The sequence below is a fragment of the Sphingopyxis sp. KK2 genome, from assembly GCF_001990265.1.
Taxonomy (GTDB): domain Bacteria; phylum Pseudomonadota; class Alphaproteobacteria; order Sphingomonadales; family Sphingomonadaceae; genus Sphingopyxis.
Genome location: NZ_LYVN01000038.1, coordinates 1 through 18,128 on the forward strand (window position 1 = coordinate 1; position 18,128 = coordinate 18,128).

Consider the following 18,128-nt stretch of genomic DNA (forward strand, 5'->3'; position numbering starts at 1 on the left):
ACATCCTGTCCATGGCCCCCCCCACCATCTTCACCGACTGGTTCGCGGCGCGCGGATGGCGGGTGCGGCGGCATCAGGCCGAGATGCTGGCGGCGGCCGAGCGCGGCGAGCATGCCTTGCTCGTCGCCGCGACGGGGGCGGGCAAGACGCTCGCGGGCTTCCTGCCGACGCTCGTCGACCTCGCCGACCACCCCTCCGACCGGCTGCACACGCTTTATGTGTCGCCGCTGAAAGCGCTCGCCGCCGACGTCGAGCGCAACCTGCTCGGACCGGTCGAAGAGATGGGGCTCGACATCAGCGTCGAGAGCCGTAGCGGCGACACCTCGTCGGACAAGAAGGCGCGGCAGCGTAGCCGGCCGCCGAACATCCTGCTCACCACCCCCGAATCCTTGTCGCTGCTGCTTTCCTATCCCGACAGCTTCACGATGTTCGCCGATCTCAAGACCGTGGTGATCGACGAGATCCACGCCTTTGCGCCGGGCAAGCGCGGCGATTTGCTGAGCCTCGCGCTGTCACGATTGCAGCACATCGCCCCCGCGATGCGCCGCGTCGGGCTGTCGGCGACGATCGCCGATCCGGCGCAATATGCCGCATGGCTGGCGCCCGACGCCGCCGGCGAGACGGTGACGATCGTCACGGGCGAAGCCGGCGCCGAGCCCGATATCGCGATCCTGCTGCCCGAGGGTGCGGTGCCCTGGTCGGGGCATTCGGGGCGCTATGCGGTGCATCAGGTGATGGCGGAGGTCGCGAAGAACCGCACGACGATCATCTTCTGCAACACGCGCGGGCTCGCCGAGCTGATTTTCCAGGAGCTGTGGAAGGTCAACGACCTGTCGCTGCCGATCGGCATCCATCATGGCAGCCTCGACCGCGAGGCACGACAAAGAGCGGAAGCGGCGATGGCCGAAGGGCGGCTGCGCGCGCTGGTCGCGACGTCGAGCCTCGATCTCGGGCTCGACTGGGGCGACGTCGATTGCGTGATCCAGATGGGCGCCCCCAAGGGCAGCTCGCGGCTGCTCCAGCGGATCGGGCGCGCCAACCATAGGCTCGACGAGCCGAGCCGCGCGCTGATCGTGCCGGGCAATCGCTTCGAATATCTCGAGGCGCAGGCCGCACTCGACGCCGTCGCGGCGGGCGAGCGCGACGCCGACCGCTTTCGCCCCGGCGCGCTCGACGTGCTCGCACAGCATGTGATGGCGCTCGCCTGCGCGGCGTCGTTCGACGAGGACGAGCTGCTCGCCGAGATCCGCTCGGCGGCGCCCTATCGCTGGGTCAACGCGGCGACCTTTTCGCGATTGCTCGGCTTTGTGCGCGACGGGGGCTATGCGCTGAAGAGTTACGATCGCTTCCGCCGCCTCGCACCCGACGGGCCGGGGCGCTGGCGGATCGCGCATCCGCGGCTGGCGGCGCAGCACCGGCTGAACGCGGGGATCATCGTCGACGCGCCGACGCTCGACGTACGGTTCCGGAACGGGCGGCGCCTGGGAAGCGTCGAGGAATATTTCGCGAGCACCTTGAGCCCCGGCGACACCTTCGCCTTTGCCGGCCTCAGCCTCGAGGTCGAGGCGATCCGCGACATGGATTTGCTGGTGCGCGCGACGACACGGCCCGCGCGCATCCCATCCTATGTCGGCGCGCGCATGGCGCTGACGACGCGGCTCGCCGACCGGGTGCGCGGCTTCCTTGCCGATCCGGCAAGCTGGGCGCGCTTTCCCGAGGATGTGCGTTACTGGCTGGAGATGCAGGCGTACCGGTCGGTGCTGCCGCGCCCCGGCGAACTGCTCGCCGAGACCTTCCCGCACGAAGGCCATCATTATCTGATCGTCTATCCCTTCGAAGGATGGAACGCGCACCAGTCGCTGGGCATGCTGATCACCAAGCGGATGGAGCGCGCGGGTTTGCAGCCTTTGGGCTTCGTCGCGTCGGACTATGCGCTCGGCATCTGGTCGTTGAAGCCGGTGACCGATCCCGCCGCGCTGTTCGATTCGGCGATATTGGAGGACGAGTTCGTCGAATGGGTCGAGGGGTCGCACCTGCTCAAGCGCGCGTTCCGCGAGGTCGCGGTGATCGGCGGGCTGATCGAGCGCCAGCATCCGGGCAAGCGCAAGACGGGGAAGCAGGTGACCTTTTCCACCGACCTGATCTTCGACGTGCTGCGCAAATATGAGCCTGACCATCTGCTGCTCGAAGCCGCCTGGGCCGATGCGCGCGAGCGGCTGACCGACGTCGCGCGGCTGGGCGACCTGCTCGACCGCGCGGCGGGGACGATGCTGCACAAGGATTTGCCGCGGATCAGCCCGCTCGCAGTACCGGTGCTGGTGCTGATCGGGCGCGAGAATGTCGCGGCGGCGGACCTCGACGACAGCCTGCTCGGCGAGCTCGCCGATGAGCTCGCGGCGGCGGCGATGACCCCCTAGGGCAGCCGCCGCGCGCCGCTTGCCGCGCCCCCGCGACAGGCGTAGACTGCGCACAAATATATAATGAGGATGCCCGCGATGACCCATGTTCTCAGGCGGCCCAAGATCTGGACGCTGCTGATGTCCGCCCCCGTCCTGCTCGGCGCGAGCCAGCCGCCGGGGACGCCGCCCGCGCCCGCGCCGGCCCCCGCATCCCCTGCCGACCTCGCCGACGCGCCGGTGACGAGCAGCGAGATCACCCCCTTCATCCAGCCCTTCGACCTCGATGCGACGCGGCGCATGTCGGTGCAGGTGATGGTCGGCGGCCAGGGGCCTTATTCCTTCCTGGTCGATACCGGCGCCGAACGCACGATCATCGCGCGCGAGCTTGCCGACCGGCTGGGGCTGGTCGAGGGCGGCAAGCTGCGCATGGCGACGATCGGCGGGTCGGCAACGGTCCCGAGCTTTCGCGTTGCGGCGCTGCAGATGACCAACCTCAGCATGCATGGCTTCGACGCCCCCTCCTTTTTCGGGCGCCACATCGGCGCCGCGGGACTGATCGGGGTCGACATGCTCGAGGACCGGCGCATCCTGATCGATTTCACCAAGGAAAGCATGCAGGTGCTCGAGACGCGCAAGCGCGCGCGGCCGATCATCCGCGACGACGACGCGATCGTCGTCACCGCGCGCAATTCGGCGGGGCGGCTGATCCTGTCCGACGCGCGGATCGACGGGCGCCGGATCGACGTGATCGTCGACACCGGCGCGCAGACGAGCGTCGGCAACCTCGCGCTGCAAAAGCTGGTCGCCGACCGGCGCGCCAACCGCCTGCCCTTCCTGCCGACGACGCTGGGCGCGGTGACCGGCGAGGCGGTGCCCGCGACGCGCACCGCGATCAAGCGCATCATCATCAACGGCATGGACGTCAACGACCTGCCGGTGAGCTTTGCCGACAGCCAGGCGTTCCGCGCGCTCGGGCTGACCGAGCGGCCGGCGCTGCTGCTCGGCATGGACAGCCTGGCGCTGTTCGACCGGGTCGAGATCGATTTCCCCAACAAGCGCGTCGTGTTCGACCTGCCCGATGGCGCCAGCCGCGCGACGGGGCAGCGCTTCGCGGCGAATTTCGCGAAACCGGCAAGCTGAGCTCCGCGCCTTTCGATCCGTCGCGAAAGGGAGAACATATACTGGACGCCGGTAGCGGGGGGCGGCATAGCGCGGCGATGCCCGCCGCGCCGCTTTTGGACTTTGCCGGTCACCAGTTCGTGCCGCTCGCGGGACGGGCGCTGTTCTGGCCGCGCCATGGCGCGCTGATCGTCGCCGACCTGCACCTCGAAAAGGCGAGCTGGTACGCCGCGCACGGCCAGCCGCTGCCACCCTATGACAGCCACGACACGCTCGACCGGCTGGCGCGGCTGGCGGCCGAGACCGGCGCGCGCGCGATCTGGTGCCTGGGCGACAGTTTCCATGACCGTAATGCCGCGACGCGCGTCGTCCCCGCGATCGCCGAGCGGCTACGCCGCCAGACGGGGTCGGTGCCGCTGACCTGGATCGCGGGCAATCACGACGGGCTGTCGGGCGGGGCGTGGGGCGGCACGATCGCCGAGGAGATCGAGATCGACGGCATCGTCTTTCGCCACCAGTGCGAAGCGCGCGAGACGCGCCCCGAGATATCGGGGCATTTCCACCCCAAATTGCGGCTGAGCCTGCGCGGGCGATTCGTGTCGCGACCCTGCTTCGCGGGCGACGCCAAGCGGTTGATCCTGCCCGCTTTCGGCAGCCTGACCGGCGGCCTCGACGTCGGCGACCGGGCGATCGCGACCAATTTCGCGGGCGATTATCGCGCGATGCTGGTCGCCGACGGAAAATTGCTGTCGCTCCCCTTTCCGGCGGCGCTCGCGAATGACGTTACGGCAAGGCAGCGCAGCGTTCGATAACGGTCGCTCCTGGGCCGCAGCGCCTGTGACACAAAAGCCTCACTCCCCGAAAACATGACGGAAAAGCGCGGCCTTGGCTGGATCACCGCGCTGTTTTGGTTATGAATTGGCCGCAATAAAAAAACAAATATCTGAGAGAGGAGTGCCCAATATGAAATCCTATACCCATTGTGCCGCCCGTCTTTTGCGCACCAGTGCGCTGGGGGCGACGCTGGCCGTCGCCACCGTGGCGATGCCCGCCTTTGCGCAGGACGCCGCCGAAACGACCGACACGGCGACGACCGACGCCGGCAACGACAGTGAAATCGTCGTCACCGCGCAGGGCCGTGCCCAGCGCCTCGCCGACGTGCCCGTCGCCATTTCGGCGGTCGGCGCCGAAGCGCTGGCGAACAGCGGCGCCAACGACATCCGCCAGCTCAACCAGGTCGCGCCGTCGCTGCTCGTGTCGTCGACGGGTTCGGAAGCCAATGGCTCGGCGCGTATTCGCGGTATCGGCACCGTCGGAGACAATCCCGGGCTCGAAAGCTCGGTTCCGGTGTTCATCGACGGCGTCTATCGCTCGCGGTCGGGCATCGGCCTCAACGAACTGGGCGAAATCGACCGCGTCGAAGTCCAGCGCGGCCCGCAGGGCACGCTCGGCGGCCGCAACTCGTCGGCGGGCCTGATCAGCATCTATTCGAAAAAGCCCGATTTTACCTTCGGCGCCACCGCCGAAGCGACCTATGGCAATTATGATTATTTCCGCCTCGGCGGCAGCGTCACCGGCCCGATCACCGACACGCTGGCCGCGCGCCTCGACGGCATCTGGGTGAAGCGCGACGGTTTCTATCGCGACACCACCAACAACACCGACGTCAACGACCGCGACCGCTACTTCCTCCGCGGGCAGTTGCTGTTCGAACCGACCGACGCGCTGTCGATCCGGTTGATCGCCGATTACACCTATCGCGACGAGAAATGCTGCGGCGCGACCTATGTCAGCAGCGCCGTCAACACCGCGGTCGGCAACCTCAACAACCCGTCGATCCCGCTGACCCCGCTGCAGGACAGCGGCAACAACATTATCAACGTGCTGCGCGATCTCGGCCAGCCGCTCGCCGCTTTCAACCAGGGTTATGATCGCACGCTGTCGGTCAGCCCCGGCCGCAGCTATGCCGGCAAGACCAAGGACTACGGCTTCTCGGGCCAGATCGACTATGACCTCGGCGGCGCGACGCTGACCTCGATCACCGGCTATCGCCAATATCGTTCGAGCCAGGCCGGCGACGTCGATTATGGCGTGGTCGATATCCTCTATCGCGATCCCGACGACGATGCCTATCGCCAGTTCCACACCTTCACGCAGGAACTGCGCCTGCAGGGCGAAGCCTTCGACGGCAAGCTCGACTGGCTCGTCGGCGGCTTCTATGCCAACGAAAAGCTGACCGTGCGCGACAATCTGCGCTTCGGCAGCCAATATGGCCGTTTCGCGACCTGCCGCATCATTTCGGGCGGCGGTCTTGCCGGTCTCTATTCGCCGACCAACCCGCTGTGCGTCGCGCCCGGCGTCGGCCCCGCGACGATCGCAGGGGCGAGCGGCGCGTCGGGTCCCGACATCGTCGCGGCCTTCACCGCGCTCGACGGGCTGAACAACCGCGGTTCGATCAACGACCGCTATTACCAGAATGGCAAGAACTGGGCGCTGTTCACGCACAATATCTTCCACATCACCGACACCGTCGATTTCACCTTCGGCGTCCGCTACACCAACGACAAGAAGAAGTTCAACGCGAGCTTCACCAACGACAACACCGCCTGCACCACCGTCCAGGGCCTCGTGCTCGACGACCTGGTCAGCACGACGAGCAACGCCACCGCCAAGGCGCTGGCCGGCGCGCTGATCGGCCTCAGCTGCCAGGGCAATTCGACCGCCGAACTCAACGGCGTGTCGATCAACAGCAAGCGCAGCGAAGATGAGTGGACCGGCACCGCGATCCTGTCGTGGAAACCGATGGACGACCTGCTTACTTACGCCAGCTATTCGCGCGGCTACAAGGCGGGCGGGTTCAACCTCGACCGCTCGGCGCTGAAATCGCCGATCCTGCCGTTCGGTGGCCAGGCGGGCGCGCAGGCGCTGGTCAACAATCTGCAGTTCGACCCCGAAAAGGTCGACAGCTATGAAATCGGCGCCAAATATTCGGCGGGCGGCGTCAATGTCGGCGTGTCCTTCTTCCGGTCGGATTTCAGCAGCTTCCAGCTCAACACCTTCAACGGCACGGTGTTCCTGGTGCAGAATATCAACGGCTGCGAGACCGACCTGAATGGCGGCGACCGCGATGCGAGCGCCGTGACCGGCGCTTGTCCGTCGGACGACGTGAGCTGGGGCGTGCGCGCCGAAGGCTTCGAACTGGAAACCTCATTCGCGCTGGCGAGCGATTTCCGGCTCGCGGCGGGCCTGACCTATTCGAACACCAAATATCGCAAGAACCTGGTCGGCACCAACGCCGGCGGGCCGCTCGACCCGGCGCTGCGCTTCCTGCCCGGCGACAATCTGTCGAACGCACCCGAACTGGTCGGCACCGCGAGCATGACCTGGACCCCCGAACTGGGCAGCGGCGGGCTGACCGGCCTCGTCTATGTCGATGGCCGTGCGACGAGCGGGTACAACACCGGTTCCGACCTGTTCCCGCAGAAGGAACAGGAAAGCTATACGGTGTTCAACGCGCGCCTTGGCGTGCGTGGCCCCGACGAGAAATGGGCGGTCGAGCTTTGGGCGCAGAATCTGCTCAACGCCAAATATGCCCAGGTCGCGTTCAACTCGCCCTTCCAGGCGGGTACGACCTCGGGGCCGTACAACGACGCCAACGGCTTCCCCGGCGGCCGCCAGATCTTCTCGCAGTTCCTGGCCGAACCGCGGACCTATGGTGTGACACTGCGCGGCAAGTTCTAAGCCGAAAACCTCCTGATTTCAGGACTTTGAGAGCCGCCCGCATCCCCCCGGATGCGGGCGGTTTTCGTTGTGGATTCCTGCTCCAGATTTGTTATCATGCCTGAGAATAAAATAAGCATGTGGGAGGATGACGATGACAAAAGGTGGGAGAATTGCGCGTTTTGCCCGTAGCAGCGCGCTGGGCGCGTCGCTGGTCATAGCCATGGCAGCAGCGCCGGCCTGGGCGCAGGACGCCGCACCGCAGGGCGCCGAGGAGCCCGACGACGGTACGATCATCGTCACCGCGACACGGCGCAGCGAAGCGCTGTCCGACGTGCCGATCGCGGTATCGGCAGTGACCGGCGAGACGCTGGAAAAAACCGGCGCGACCGACGTGCGTGCGCTGGGGCAGGTCGCCCCGTCGCTGCTGGTGTCGGGTGCGACGAGCGAAGTCAATTTTACCGCACGCATCCGCGGCATCGGCACGGTCGGCGAGAATCCCGGCCTCGAAAGCTCGGTCGGGCTGTTCATCGACGGCGTCTATCGCAGCCGCACCGGGGTCGGCCTGTCCGAACTGGGCGACATCGAGCGCGTCGAGGTGCTGCGCGGGCCGCAGGGTACGCTGTTCGGGCGCAACTCGACCGCCGGCCTGATCAATATCGTCACCAAGGGGCCCGAACTCGGCGCCTTTGCCGGCAAGGGATCGGTGAGTTACGGCAATTATGACTATTGGCGCGTCGACGGCATGCTCAACGCACCGCTCGGCGACAAGGCGGCGCTGCGCGTCGACGGCGTCTGGCAACAGCGCGACGGCTTCATCAAGAATGTCACCGCGGGCGAGCCCGACATCAACGACCGCGACCGCTGGCTGGTGAAAGGGCAGTTGCTGCTCGAACCGACCGAAAGCCTGAAATTCCGACTGATCGCCGATTACAGCCAGCGCAATGAAAATTGCTGCGGCGGCGTGCTGCTCAACCCGGTGCGCAATTTGACGCGCGGCGCCGACGGTTTCCCGGTGGCGTCACCCAACACGCTGCTGCCGCTGCTGCAATTCCTCGGCGCCAACCACCAGGTCGCGCCCGCGGGTGAGAGCTTCATCCGCCAGCAGGCGAACACCCCCGGCGTCCCCTATCGCTCCGACACCAAGGACTGGGGCGTGTCGGGCGAGCTCAATTGGGAGCTGGGCGCCGCGACGCTGACCTCGATCACGGCGTATCGCGACTACAAGAATGCGCAGGGACAGGACGGCGATTTCAACGCGCTCGACATCCTGCGCCGCACCGACCTCGACCGCCGCTTCCGCCTGTTCACGCAGGAACTGCGGTTGCAGGGCGAGGCGTTCGACGGGCGGCTCGACTGGCTGGTCGGCGGCTATTTTGCCAATGAGAAGCTCGATGTCGACGACGACATCAAATATGGCGGCGACTATGAACGCTATGCCAACTGCCTCGCCGCGGGCGCGCTGGCGCCGGCGCTGCTCAATCCGGCATCGGCCACCTGCTCGAACCTGCCGCTGGCGTCTTTCCCGGGTTTTCAGAATATCGCCCCGCTGCTGGGTGCGGCACGGCTGAACAACACCGGCAACAACGGGTCAACCTTCCATCAGCGCAGCACCAACTATGCGGTGTTCACGCACAACAGCTTCGACATCGTCGAGGATGTGCTGACGCTGACGGTCGGCGCGCGCTACACGCATGAGAAGAAGACGCTGGAGGGTGACGCCAATTTCACCAACACGCTGTGTCCGGCGATCGTCAATTCATCCCTGCAGGCGCTGGCGAGCATCGTCTGCGTGATCAACGGCACCGCGCCCGACATCGTCGCGGGCGCGCCGGGGACGAAATTCAGCGAAGGCCAGTGGACCGGCACCGCGGTGCTCAGCTGGAAACCCGACCCGTCGCTGCTCGTCTATGCCTCGGCCTCGAAAGGCTACAAGGCCGGCGGCTTCAACCTCGACTATTCGGCGCTCGACCGGCCGTGCAGCACGACGGCGGGATCGGCGGCGCAGAACGCCGCCTGCACCGCCGCGCTCGCGCGTCCCGCGAACACCCCGGGCAACGGCCGCCCCGAAGCGAGCGACCTGCAGTTCGCGAGCGAAAAGGTCGATGCCTATGAACTGGGGGTCAAATGGGATGGCCCCGGCATCGACGTGAACGTCGCCGCTTTCTATCAGGAATATAGCAATTACCAGCTCAACACCTTCAACGGCATCAACTTCGAGGTGACCAATATCCAGGCGTGCAAGGACGACCTGGGGACGGGGCCGATCGACAATAGCGCGGTCACCGGCGCCTGCGCTGCCGACCGGCTGGAGCCCGGGGTGGTCGCCAAAGGGCTCGAGATCGAGACCTTCCTGCGCCCGGCGCGCTATCTGTCGGTCAATATGGGGCTGACCTATGTCGATACGCTCTATCGCCGCAATCTCGTCGGCACCGGCGGACGGCCGCTGTCGCCGGTGCTGTTCCAGCTGCCCGGCCGCGGGGTGTCGAACGCCGCCAAATATGTCGCGACCGCGGGGATCAGCTGGACCCCGCCGATCGGGACGTCGGGGATGAGCGCGCTCTTCTATCTCGACACGCGCCTGCAAAGCGACACCAACACGGGATCAAACCTCGACATCGAAAAGGTTCAGGACGGTTTTGCGGTATTCAACGGCCGCATCGGCATCTTTGGCCCCGAGCGGCGCTGGGGCGTCGAATTCTGGGGCCAGAATTTGCTCAACCGCAAATATTACCAGATCGGGGCCGACATGCCGCTGCAGGGGTCGAACGGCTTCCGTTCGGTCGCGGCGCCCGCTGCGCTGGGTTTCCCGGCGACCGCGAACAAATTGTTCGTCGGCTTCCCCGGCGAGCCGCGCACCTATGGCATCACGCTGCGCGGCCAGTTCTAACCCGCTCTCCCCCCTCCTCCTGGCGAGGAGGGGCGGGAGGTCCGCCGCGGCCGGGCACTGCCGCGGCGGACTCTCCCCAAGGAGAACAACGCGATCAGCGCGCCCGTGCGGCCTGGTGCGCGATGTCGGTGACGAGCTTCTTGAACAGCACCCCGCCGGCGGTCCCCGAGGCTTTCAAGCTGCGTTCGCAATCGAGCAACCGGCTCATCAGCCGCGCGATGCGCACCGAATCCCAGATATGGAGCTGTGCGGTCACCGCCGCCTGTTCTTTCCAGAAAACCCCGCTGCTGCGCGCCGAGACGACGGTCGAAGGATGCGCGCCGGCATCGACTTCGGCGCGGAGGCGCGCGAGCTGCGCGGCGCGGATCGCGAGCGCGCGGATGATGCGGATTTCGGCGACCCCGACCGCGGCGGCGGTGGCGAACATCGCGGGCAGATCGCGCACCTTGCCGCCGAGCGCGGTATTGATGACTTCGCTGACATCCTCCTCGTGCGTCGCAGCGCCGAGCGCGGCGATGTCGGCGGCGGCGACCTGACGCTGGCGGTCGCGGCCGGCATCGAGGTAGAGCGCGATCTTTTCGAGCTCGCGGCGCATCAGCGCCTGATCGCCCGAGACGAGGTCGACGAGCAATTGCGCCTCGGCATTGCCGAGCCGGAGGCCCTGTTCGTCGGCCGCCGCCATCGCGATGCCGATCAGCGCGCGGCGGTCGGGCTGGTAACAGATGGCGGCGACGCCATGGTCCGACCCCTCGACGAGCTTGACCAGCTTCGACTTGGCGGTGACCGAGGCGCCGGTCGCGATCACCGGGTTGATCGCGCTGTCGGCGGCGAGCAGCGCCTCGACCGCGGCGAGGCAATCGTCACCGCTGCCCAGGATGTCGAGCCGGATGATGCGCGCGCCGGCGAAGAGCGACATCGACGCGGCCTCGGCCGCGAGCAGCGAAGGGTCCTGCGACATTTGCGACGAGGTGAGGTCGAGCCGTTCGGCGTCCTTGCCGGCAAGGCCGGTCAGCTTTGCCGCGAGCACCTCCATCGTCGCGTCGTCGGGACCGGTGAGGAGAATGAAGCGCTGGTCGAGCCGCTGGACGCGTTCGAGGTCTTGCGGCTTGACGCTTTTCATTGTCCGCCGGGCGTGACGACCGGGGCCGGCGGGGCGTCGGCATTGCGCCCGCCACCACGGTCGGCAAAGACCGCGAGGCGCGCGACGATCTGGTCGGCGACCGCCGACGACAGCCGTTCGAGCGCAGTCGATTCGGCGGCGATCGTCGCATATTCGCTGCCGACGACGTCGATCCCGGCGTCGGAAAAGGCGGTCGCGTCGAGCAGCACTTCGCCGCTCGCGGCATCGACGAGCTGGTAACGCGCGCGCAATGTGCGGCGTTCGCGGGTCACGGCATCGTCGGCGCGGACGCCGAAGCCGGTGATGCTGTCCTCGAGCTTGACATCGAGGCGCAGGCGCTTGCCGGCGCCCTGCCCGTTCTGCGCCGCGACGAGGCGGTCGCGCAGCGCGTTGCGGACGAGCCAGCCCTGATGCCCCTCGATCGGCGCGACATCGACGTCGGCGAGGATCGTCGCCACCGCGCCGTCGCTGCCGCTGGCATAGAGCGGGCGCAGGCCGCAGCCGCCGAGAGCGAGCGAGGCGGCGACAATCGAGGCGGTAACAAGCTTACGCATCAAAAACCCTCATGCCCCCTATCCCCGTTCGTGTCGAGCCGTTCGGGAAATGCGAACGGGGCGGGTGGCGATAAGTTCCCACAGGCCCGTCAGGGAACGATGTTCACGAGCCGGTCGGGAACCACGATCACCTTTTTCGGCGCGGCGCCGGCGAGCAATTCAGCGATGCGCGGGCGCGCGAGCGCGGCGGCTTCGAGCGCGTCCTTGTCAGCGCCCTTGGCGGCGGTCATCGTGTCGCGCAGCTTGCCCGCGATCTGGATCGCGATCGTCACCTCGTCGTCGACGAGCAGCGCCGGATCGGCGGCGGGCCAGGCGGCATCGGCGATCATCGCGGTGCTGCGCTGGCCCTCGGGCAGCGCCGCCCAGGCTTCCTCGGCGAGATGCGGCAGCATCGGCGCGACGAGCAGGATCAGGGTGCGGCACGCCTCGGCACGCGTCGCCGAGGGCTTGGCCTTTTCGACCTCGTTGGCGAGCGCGTGGATCTTGGCCACCGCCTTGTTGAAGCCGAGCGCCTCGATGTCGGCGGCGACGCCGGCGATCGCCTGGTGCAGCTTGCGCGCGAGCGCCTTGTCTTCGCCGCCGTCGCCGATAGTCTCGGTGTCGCCGAAGAGGCGCCACAGGCGCTGGACGAAGCGCCACGCGCCCTCGATGCCCGCCTCGCTCCACGGCAGGTCGCGCTCGGGCGGGCTGTCGGAGAGCATGAACCAGCGCGCAGCGTCGGCGCCGTACTGGTCGAGGATGGCGTCGGGATCGACGACATTCTTCTTCGACTTCGACATCTTGATGACGCGGCCGACCTGCACCGGCGCGCCGTCGGATTCGAGCGTCGCGCCGTCGGCCGAGCGGCTGATCTCATCGGGGGTGAAGAAGATCGGCGGCAGGCCTTCGCCCTGTTCGCGGCTGTAGGTTTCGTGCGTCACCATGCCCTGCGTGAACAGGCTGGCGAAGGGCTCCTTGATGTCGATCATGCCGAGCTTGTTCAGCGCGCGCGTCCAGAAGCGCGCGTAGAGCAGGTGGAGGATCGCATGCTCGATGCCGCCGATATATTGATCGACGGGCAGCCAGCGGCGGATGACGTCGGCGTCGAACGGCTTGTCCGACGGCGCCGAGGCGAAGCGCAGGAAATACCAGCTCGAATCGACGAAGGTGTCGAGCGTGTCGGTTTCGCGCACCGCTTCGCCGCCGCAGGTCGGGCACGCGACATGCTTCCACGTCGGGTGGCGGTCGAGCGGATTGCCGGGGACCGAGAAATCGGCGTCCTCGGGCAGCACCACCGGCAGCTGGCCCTTGGGCACCGGCACCATGCCGCACGCCGCGCAGTGGATGAAGGGGATCGGGGTGCCCCAATAGCGCTGGCGCGAAACGCCCCAGTCGCGCAGGCGCCACACGGTCGTGCCCTTGCCCCAGCCCTCATGCTCGGCGCGCGCGATGATCGCGGCCTTCGCCTCGTCGATCGTCATGCCGTCGAGGAAATGGCTGTTCACCAGCTTGCCGGGACCGACATACGCCTCGTCGCCCGCGAAATGCTGCGCGGTCTCGTCGCCATCGGCGATCACGCGATGGACGGGCAGGCCATATTTGCGCGAGAAGTCGAGGTCGCGCTGGTCGTGCGCCGGGCAGCCGAAGATCGCGCCGGTGCCATAGTCCATCAGCACATAGTTCACGACCCAGACGGGCAGGTGCCAGTTCGGATCGAGCGGGTGCTCGACGGCGATGCCGGTGTCGAAACCCATTTTCTCGGCGGTGTCGATCTGTTCGGCGGCGGTGCCCTGACGGCGGCATTCCTCGATGAACGCCGCGAGCTCGGGCGAATCCTTGGCGAGGCGTTCGGCGAGCGGATGGTCGGGCGAGATCGCCGCGAAGCTCGCGCCGTAGAGGGTGTCGGGGCGCGTCGTGAAGACGTCGAAGCCCGGCGCGCCGCCGGCGAGTTTGAAGCTGAACTCGAGCCCCTGCGACTTGCCGATCCAGTTTTCCTGCATCAGCCGCACCTTGTCGGGCCAGCTGTCGAGGCTGCCCAGACCGTCGAGCAACTCCTCGGCGAAGTCAGTGATCTTGAGGAACCACTGCGACAGTTTTTTCTTCTCGACGAGCGCGCCCGAGCGCCAGCCGCGGCCGTCGATCACCTGCTCGTTGGCGAGCACGGTCATGTCGACCGGGTCCCAATTGACATAGCTGTGCTTGCGCGTGACGAGGCCGTGCGCGAACAGGTCGAGGAACAAGGCCTGTTCCTGGCCATAATAATCGGGCTCGCAGGTCGCGAGTTCGCGGCTCCAGTCAATGGCTAGCCCCAAGCGCTTCAGCTGCGCGCGCATCGACGCGATATTGTCGCGCGTCCAGCCGCCGGGGTGGACGCCCTTTTCCATCGCCGCATTTTCGGCGGGCATGCCGAACGCGTCCCAGCCCATCGGGTGGAGGACGTCGTGGCCGGTCATCCGCTTGAAGCGCGCGAGCACGTCGCCCATCGCATAGTTGCGGACATGCCCCATATGGATGCGTCCCGAGGGATAGGGGAACATCTCGAGGATATAGGCCTTGGGCTTGTCGCCACTGTCGGTCGTGGCAAAGCTGTTCGCGGCGTCCCACGCCGCCTGCCAGCGGGCATCGGCGGCGAGGGCGCCAAAGCGCGTTTCGCGGGTCATTCTTGTCTACCCCGTTGATGTCTGTCGGCGCGTGTCCGCGCCCGGATATTAGCCCTCGAAGGCCGAACGACGCAGGTCGCGGGCGCGGGTGAGGATGATTTCCTCGAGCTTCTGCACCGTCGCCGCCTGCACCGGCGCATCGACCCAGGTGCCGTTCTGCGCGACCTGGCGCGAGGCGGCGACGCGTAGCGCGTCGGCGCGCAGGTCGCGGTCGAGGATCGACACGGTGACCTTCATACGCTCGTTCGGATTGCCCGGGTTGGCGTACCAGTCGGTGATGATGACGCCGCCCGACGAATCGGCCTGGAGCAGCGGCATGAACGACAAGGCATCGAGCGAGGCGCGCCACAGATAGGAGTTCACGCCGATCGTCGTGACCTGGCTCGCGGCGAGATCGGCGCGCGGCCGTTCCTTGCCGCCGCACGCCGAAAGACCGAGCGCCGCGACACCGAGGAGCGCGAGCGCGGCCGAACGGCGACCGAGCGTGGCAGGGACGGGAAGCTGGAACATGCCGAAACACCTTATTGATCGGGCGCGGGCGATTGCCGCGCTTGCTGGATTTCCAGCGTCTCTATCGCGCCTCTCGCGCGGCGGCAAGCGCGGCAATCGGCTTGTTCGCGGCGTTCATCGGGGAGTCAGCTTGACGGCGCACTGTGGTCATCGCGCAACAGGCCCATGAAAATTGGGCGATAAAGATTTGCTTTCTCGCGAATCACTGGAAAAGTCGGCGCGTTCGGCCTATCTAGGTCAGGTACTGGGGTTGGAGTCGCAGACAATGCCGCGCAATTCGCGCCATTTCTGGAAAGCAGGGGTCGTCGGTCTGGCGACCATTTCGCTCGCCCTGCCCCCCGCGCTCGCCGCGATGAGCCGCGCCGACCGCATCCGCGAAACCAGCCTGTCCGAAACGCTGCTGGGGCAATTCACCCCCGCGTCGGGCGATCCGCGGCTGATCGCACGCTATGCCAAGGTGTCGGCCGATGCGCGCAACAATTTCAGCTTCACCCCCGCGCTGACCGACGAGAATCGCCAGAACCGTGCGATCACCGTGGTGATTCGCGCGCGTGACAATGCGTCGAGCGCCGCGATGACCTCGGCCTTGGCACAGGGCCGCAAGGCGCCCGTCGCGATCACCCCCGTCGCCTATAATCTGGGCGCATCGGTCGGGTTCGAGAAATTCGTGACCCCGACGCTGCCGCGCGGCGTCGACCTCAGGAACCTGCCGCAGGCGAAGGCGCCCGAGCAGAATGAAAAGAAGTCGCGCTTTGCAACGCGCATGACCGCGCGCCCGACCGATCCCGCCGGCGCGACCGATCGCCTGACCGCACCGGGCGACGAACAGGCCGTCGACGTCGTCAGCAGCTATCGCCTGACCAAGAATCTCGATGTCACCGCCGGGGTGCGGTACAAGAGCGAGGACAGCGTCCAGCCGCTGACCGATACCCGCCGCGACAGTCAGGCGGTCTATGTCGGGACCGCGTTCCGCTTCTAAACCTGCATCGCTATTTGGCACAGGGCGGCATGCAAATGGCGACCTTCCGTGCTTCCGGTGCTCACACACAATAGTGCGCTGCGCTCCGGGTCGCGGAACGTCACCATTTTGACCTGTGGTCGTCTCCGACTCACCCTGAACCAAATATCGACGCAGGTTAAACCCGGCGCTTCGCCGCTTTTTCCAGCCAATGATCGATCGCCGCCCAGCCGGGAACGATGCCGCTTGCCTTGCTCGCGCGGCGCAGCGTCGCAGCGCGCGCGGAGGTCATCCCGCCGAGCGCGACGGCTTGCGCGCCGCTGAGCCGCGCGAGGCGCAGCCAGGTCGCGCGCTTCAGCGCCGGGGCGCCGGGATGCGAGCGCGTCGGATGGAGCGGCGAGACGAAGGCGAGGTCGGCGCGGGCACGGCGCGCGGCGCGAGCTTCGCGAAGGTTGTGCACCGGCATCGAGACGATGAGGCCGAGGCGGTGCGCCTGCGCCGCGTGCCGCGCGTGCCGCTGACGCAGATGGACGCCGTCGGCACCCCAGCGCCGCGCCAGCGCGGGCGCGCCCGCGAGCAGAATGGTAAGCTGGCGCGCGCGCGCGATCGCCGCGAGGCGGCGCGCGAGGCGCCAGCGCTCGCCCGGCGCGCGGTCGTCGTCGCGGATCACGATGCCGCTGCCCGGCGGCAGCTGCGCTGCCGCCGCGAACAGTGCCCGGCCGAGCCGCGCATCGGTGAACAGCCAGGCCAAAGGCTGGCGGGCTGACGGTTTCGCGAAAGGGTGGCGCCCGGGCATCGGCTTTTCTATAGGCGCGTCGCCGCCGCGCGCAACGCGCTGGCGCGAGTGAAGGACGAGTGATGGAAGACGCAGCGCAGCGATTGGCCGGGGTCGAAGCGGGAATCGCCGCCGCGGCGGCGCGCGCGGGCCGCAAGGCGGCCGAGGTACAGCTGATCGCGGTGTCGAAAACGCACGACGCCGACGCGATTCGCCCGCTGATCGCTGCCGGGCAGCGTCACTTCGGCGAAAATCGGGTACAGGAAGCCGCGGGCAAATGGCCCGTGCTACGCGCCGACACCACCGATGTCGTGCTCCACCTGATCGGCCAGCTCCAGTCGAACAAGGCCGAAGAAGCCGTCGCGCTGTTCGACGCAATCCATTCGGTCGACCGGTCGTCGCTGGTGCAGGCGCTCGCCAAGGCCTGTGCCAAGGCGGGCAAGCAGCCGATATTCTTCATGCAGGTCAATATCGGCGACGAGGAGCAGAAGGGCGGCTGTCCGGTCGCCGACCTGCCCGCGCTGCTCGCCGAGGCGAAGGACGCCGGACTCGCGATCGCAGGCCTGATGGCGATCCCGCCCGCCGACGTATCGCCGACGCCCTATTTCGCGCTGCTCGATGAGCTCGCGACGCGTCACGGCCTGCCGCTGCGCTCGATGGGGATGAGCGGCGATTATGAAACGGCGGTGATGCTCGGCGCGACGCATGTGCGCGTGGGTACGGCGCTGTTCGGAGTACGCGACTGATCACGGTCAGGGTTTCGGCGGAAGCCGACCTTCCATTTTCCCGTCACCCCAGGCTTGACCCGGGGCCTGCCTTTTCTCTCATCCTGCGGTTGAGGAAGGAAGGCGGATCCCGGGTCAAGCCCGGGATGACGATGCAATTGGCGTCCGCTTTCAACCCCACTCCGGCCGTTCCCGCTATTGATATTCCACCGTCACCGGGATGCGTCCGCGATAGTCGCCGTCGTCGAGGCCCGCGATCTGGAGCCGGCCGCCGAAGCGGAATTGCAGGCGGCCGTCGGGGCCGAGGCGCGGCGCGGCATTGAGGTCGGTGACGAGCCCCGAGACGCGCGCGCGGCGGCCGCGGTCGCTGTCGAGATCGACGCTGGCCGGCAGGATGACGCGGACCGCGGCGCCGGGTTCGCCGGTCACGGTAACGGTGCCGGTGACCGCAAAGCCGCCAAGATCGACGACATCACCGCTGAGGCGGCGCGCGCCCGAAAGCGGGTCGAGTTCGACCGCACCGCCCCCCGCACCGACCGCGACGCGGCCCATGTCGAGCTGGGTTTCGACCTCGACGCGCAGCGGCGTTTCGGTCTTGCGACTCGCGATGCCACTCGATGCGCCGTCGGCTCCGCACAGCATGCACTGCGCCGCCGCCCCCGACGGCGTCGCGAGCAACAGGCCAAAGGCAAGGAAAAGGCGCGGTCCCACGCCTGTTC

General features: G+C 67.4%; 13 protein-coding genes. 7 read left to right on the top strand and 6 right to left on the bottom strand.

From position 1 onward, the window contains the following. The first annotated feature begins 11 nt into the window (after positions 1-11). From B1A78_RS08600 to B1A78_RS08620, 5 genes are all read left to right on the top strand, one after another. On the top strand, positions 12-2,417 hold the full coding sequence (locus B1A78_RS08600) for a ligase-associated DNA damage response DEXH box helicase (protein ID WP_077146580.1): 2,406 nt from the start codon (positions 12-14) through the stop codon (positions 2,415-2,417). A gap of 78 nt (positions 2,418-2,495) precedes the next feature. Next, positions 2,496-3,539, top strand: a complete 1,044-nt coding sequence (locus B1A78_RS08605) for a retroviral-like aspartic protease family protein (protein WP_077146581.1) — start codon at positions 2,496-2,498, stop codon at positions 3,537-3,539. 77 nt (positions 3,540-3,616) lie between these two features. Further along, on the top strand, positions 3,617-4,330 hold the full coding sequence (gene pdeM, locus B1A78_RS08610) for a ligase-associated DNA damage response endonuclease PdeM (protein ID WP_077146557.1): 714 nt from the start codon (positions 3,617-3,619) through the stop codon (positions 4,328-4,330). A gap of 151 nt (positions 4,331-4,481) precedes the next feature. Beyond that, entirely contained in the window at positions 4,482-7,259 is a 2,778-nt protein-coding gene (locus B1A78_RS08615; RefSeq protein WP_083733981.1) for a TonB-dependent receptor, read from the top strand. A 202-nt stretch (positions 7,260-7,461) separates the two neighbouring features. After that, complete coding sequence (locus tag B1A78_RS08620; RefSeq protein WP_256837535.1) at positions 7,462-10,128, top strand: TonB-dependent receptor; 2,667 nt, start codon at positions 7,462-7,464, stop codon at positions 10,126-10,128. A gap of 94 nt (positions 10,129-10,222) precedes the next feature. Here B1A78_RS08620 and holA read toward each other — a convergent pair whose 3' ends face one another. The 4 genes from holA to B1A78_RS08640 form a co-directional block, all read right to left on the bottom strand. Further along, positions 10,223-11,248, bottom strand: a complete 1,026-nt coding sequence (gene holA / locus B1A78_RS08625) for a DNA polymerase III subunit delta (protein ID WP_077146559.1) — start codon at positions 11,246-11,248, stop codon at positions 10,223-10,225. Then, on the bottom strand, positions 11,245-11,802 hold the full coding sequence (gene lptE / locus B1A78_RS08630) for an LPS assembly lipoprotein LptE (protein WP_077146560.1): 558 nt from the start codon (positions 11,800-11,802) through the stop codon (positions 11,245-11,247). The genes holA and lptE overlap by 4 nt, the downstream gene beginning before the upstream one ends. An 89-nt stretch (positions 11,803-11,891) precedes the next feature. After that, positions 11,892-14,441, bottom strand: a complete 2,550-nt coding sequence (leuS, locus tag B1A78_RS08635; RefSeq protein WP_077146561.1) for a leucine--tRNA ligase — start codon at positions 14,439-14,441, stop codon at positions 11,892-11,894. 48 nt (positions 14,442-14,489) lie between these two features. Beyond that, positions 14,490-14,951 carry a DUF3576 domain-containing protein gene (locus B1A78_RS08640; protein ID WP_077146562.1) on the bottom strand — a complete coding sequence of 154 codons (462 nt, stop codon included), beginning with the start codon at positions 14,949-14,951 and terminating at the stop codon, positions 14,490-14,492. Between the two features lie 265 nt (positions 14,952-15,216). Between B1A78_RS08640 and B1A78_RS08645 the strand changes: the two genes are divergently transcribed. Further along, entirely contained in the window at positions 15,217-15,930 is a 714-nt protein-coding gene (locus tag B1A78_RS08645) for a hypothetical protein (protein WP_077146563.1), read from the top strand. A gap of 157 nt (positions 15,931-16,087) precedes the next feature. On the opposite strand, the gene B1A78_RS08650 is transcribed toward B1A78_RS08645, so the two are convergent. Then, positions 16,088-16,660: a thiamine phosphate synthase gene (locus B1A78_RS08650; RefSeq protein WP_256837536.1), complete on the bottom strand. Its 573-nt coding sequence runs from the start codon at positions 16,658-16,660 to the stop codon at positions 16,088-16,090. A 107-nt stretch (positions 16,661-16,767) separates the two neighbouring features. Here B1A78_RS08650 and B1A78_RS08655 point away from each other — a divergent pair, with 107 nt between their 5' ends. Next, on the top strand, positions 16,768-17,430 hold the full coding sequence (locus B1A78_RS08655; protein ID WP_077146565.1) for a YggS family pyridoxal phosphate-dependent enzyme: 663 nt from the start codon (positions 16,768-16,770) through the stop codon (positions 17,428-17,430). Positions 17,431-17,604: 174 nt separating this feature from the next. Here the strand turns inward: B1A78_RS08655 and B1A78_RS08660 are convergent, their stop codons facing one another. Beyond that, on the bottom strand, positions 17,605-18,120 hold the full coding sequence (locus B1A78_RS08660) for a DUF4402 domain-containing protein (protein ID WP_077146566.1): 516 nt from the start codon (positions 18,118-18,120) through the stop codon (positions 17,605-17,607). Positions 18,121-18,128: the final 8 nt, after the last annotated feature.

Bases quoted from the DNA above. Each gene is read 5' to 3' on its own strand.
- B1A78_RS08600 (WP_077146580.1), top strand. From the start codon at position 12: ATGGCCCCCCCCACCATCTTCACCGACTGGTTCGCGGCGCGCGGATGG.
- B1A78_RS08605 (WP_077146581.1), top strand. From the start codon at position 2,496: ATGACCCATGTTCTCAGGCGGCCCAAGATCTGGACGCTGCTGATGTCC.
- pdeM (WP_077146557.1), top strand. From the start codon at position 3,617: ATGCCCGCCGCGCCGCTTTTGGACTTTGCCGGTCACCAGTTCGTGCCG.
- B1A78_RS08615 (WP_083733981.1), top strand. From the start codon at position 4,482: ATGAAATCCTATACCCATTGTGCCGCCCGTCTTTTGCGCACCAGTGCG.
- B1A78_RS08620 (WP_256837535.1), top strand. From the start codon at position 7,462: ATGGCAGCAGCGCCGGCCTGGGCGCAGGACGCCGCACCGCAGGGCGCC.
- holA (WP_077146559.1), bottom strand. From the start codon at position 11,248: ATGAAAAGCGTCAAGCCGCAAGACCTCGAACGCGTCCAGCGGCTCGAC.
- lptE (WP_077146560.1), bottom strand. From the start codon at position 11,802: ATGCGTAAGCTTGTTACCGCCTCGATTGTCGCCGCCTCGCTCGCTCTC.
- leuS (WP_077146561.1), bottom strand. From the start codon at position 14,441: ATGACCCGCGAAACGCGCTTTGGCGCCCTCGCCGCCGATGCCCGCTGG.
- B1A78_RS08640 (WP_077146562.1), bottom strand. From the start codon at position 14,951: ATGTTCCAGCTTCCCGTCCCTGCCACGCTCGGTCGCCGTTCGGCCGCG.
- B1A78_RS08645 (WP_077146563.1), top strand. From the start codon at position 15,217: ATGCCGCGCAATTCGCGCCATTTCTGGAAAGCAGGGGTCGTCGGTCTG.
- B1A78_RS08655 (WP_077146565.1), top strand. From the start codon at position 16,768: ATGGAAGACGCAGCGCAGCGATTGGCCGGGGTCGAAGCGGGAATCGCC.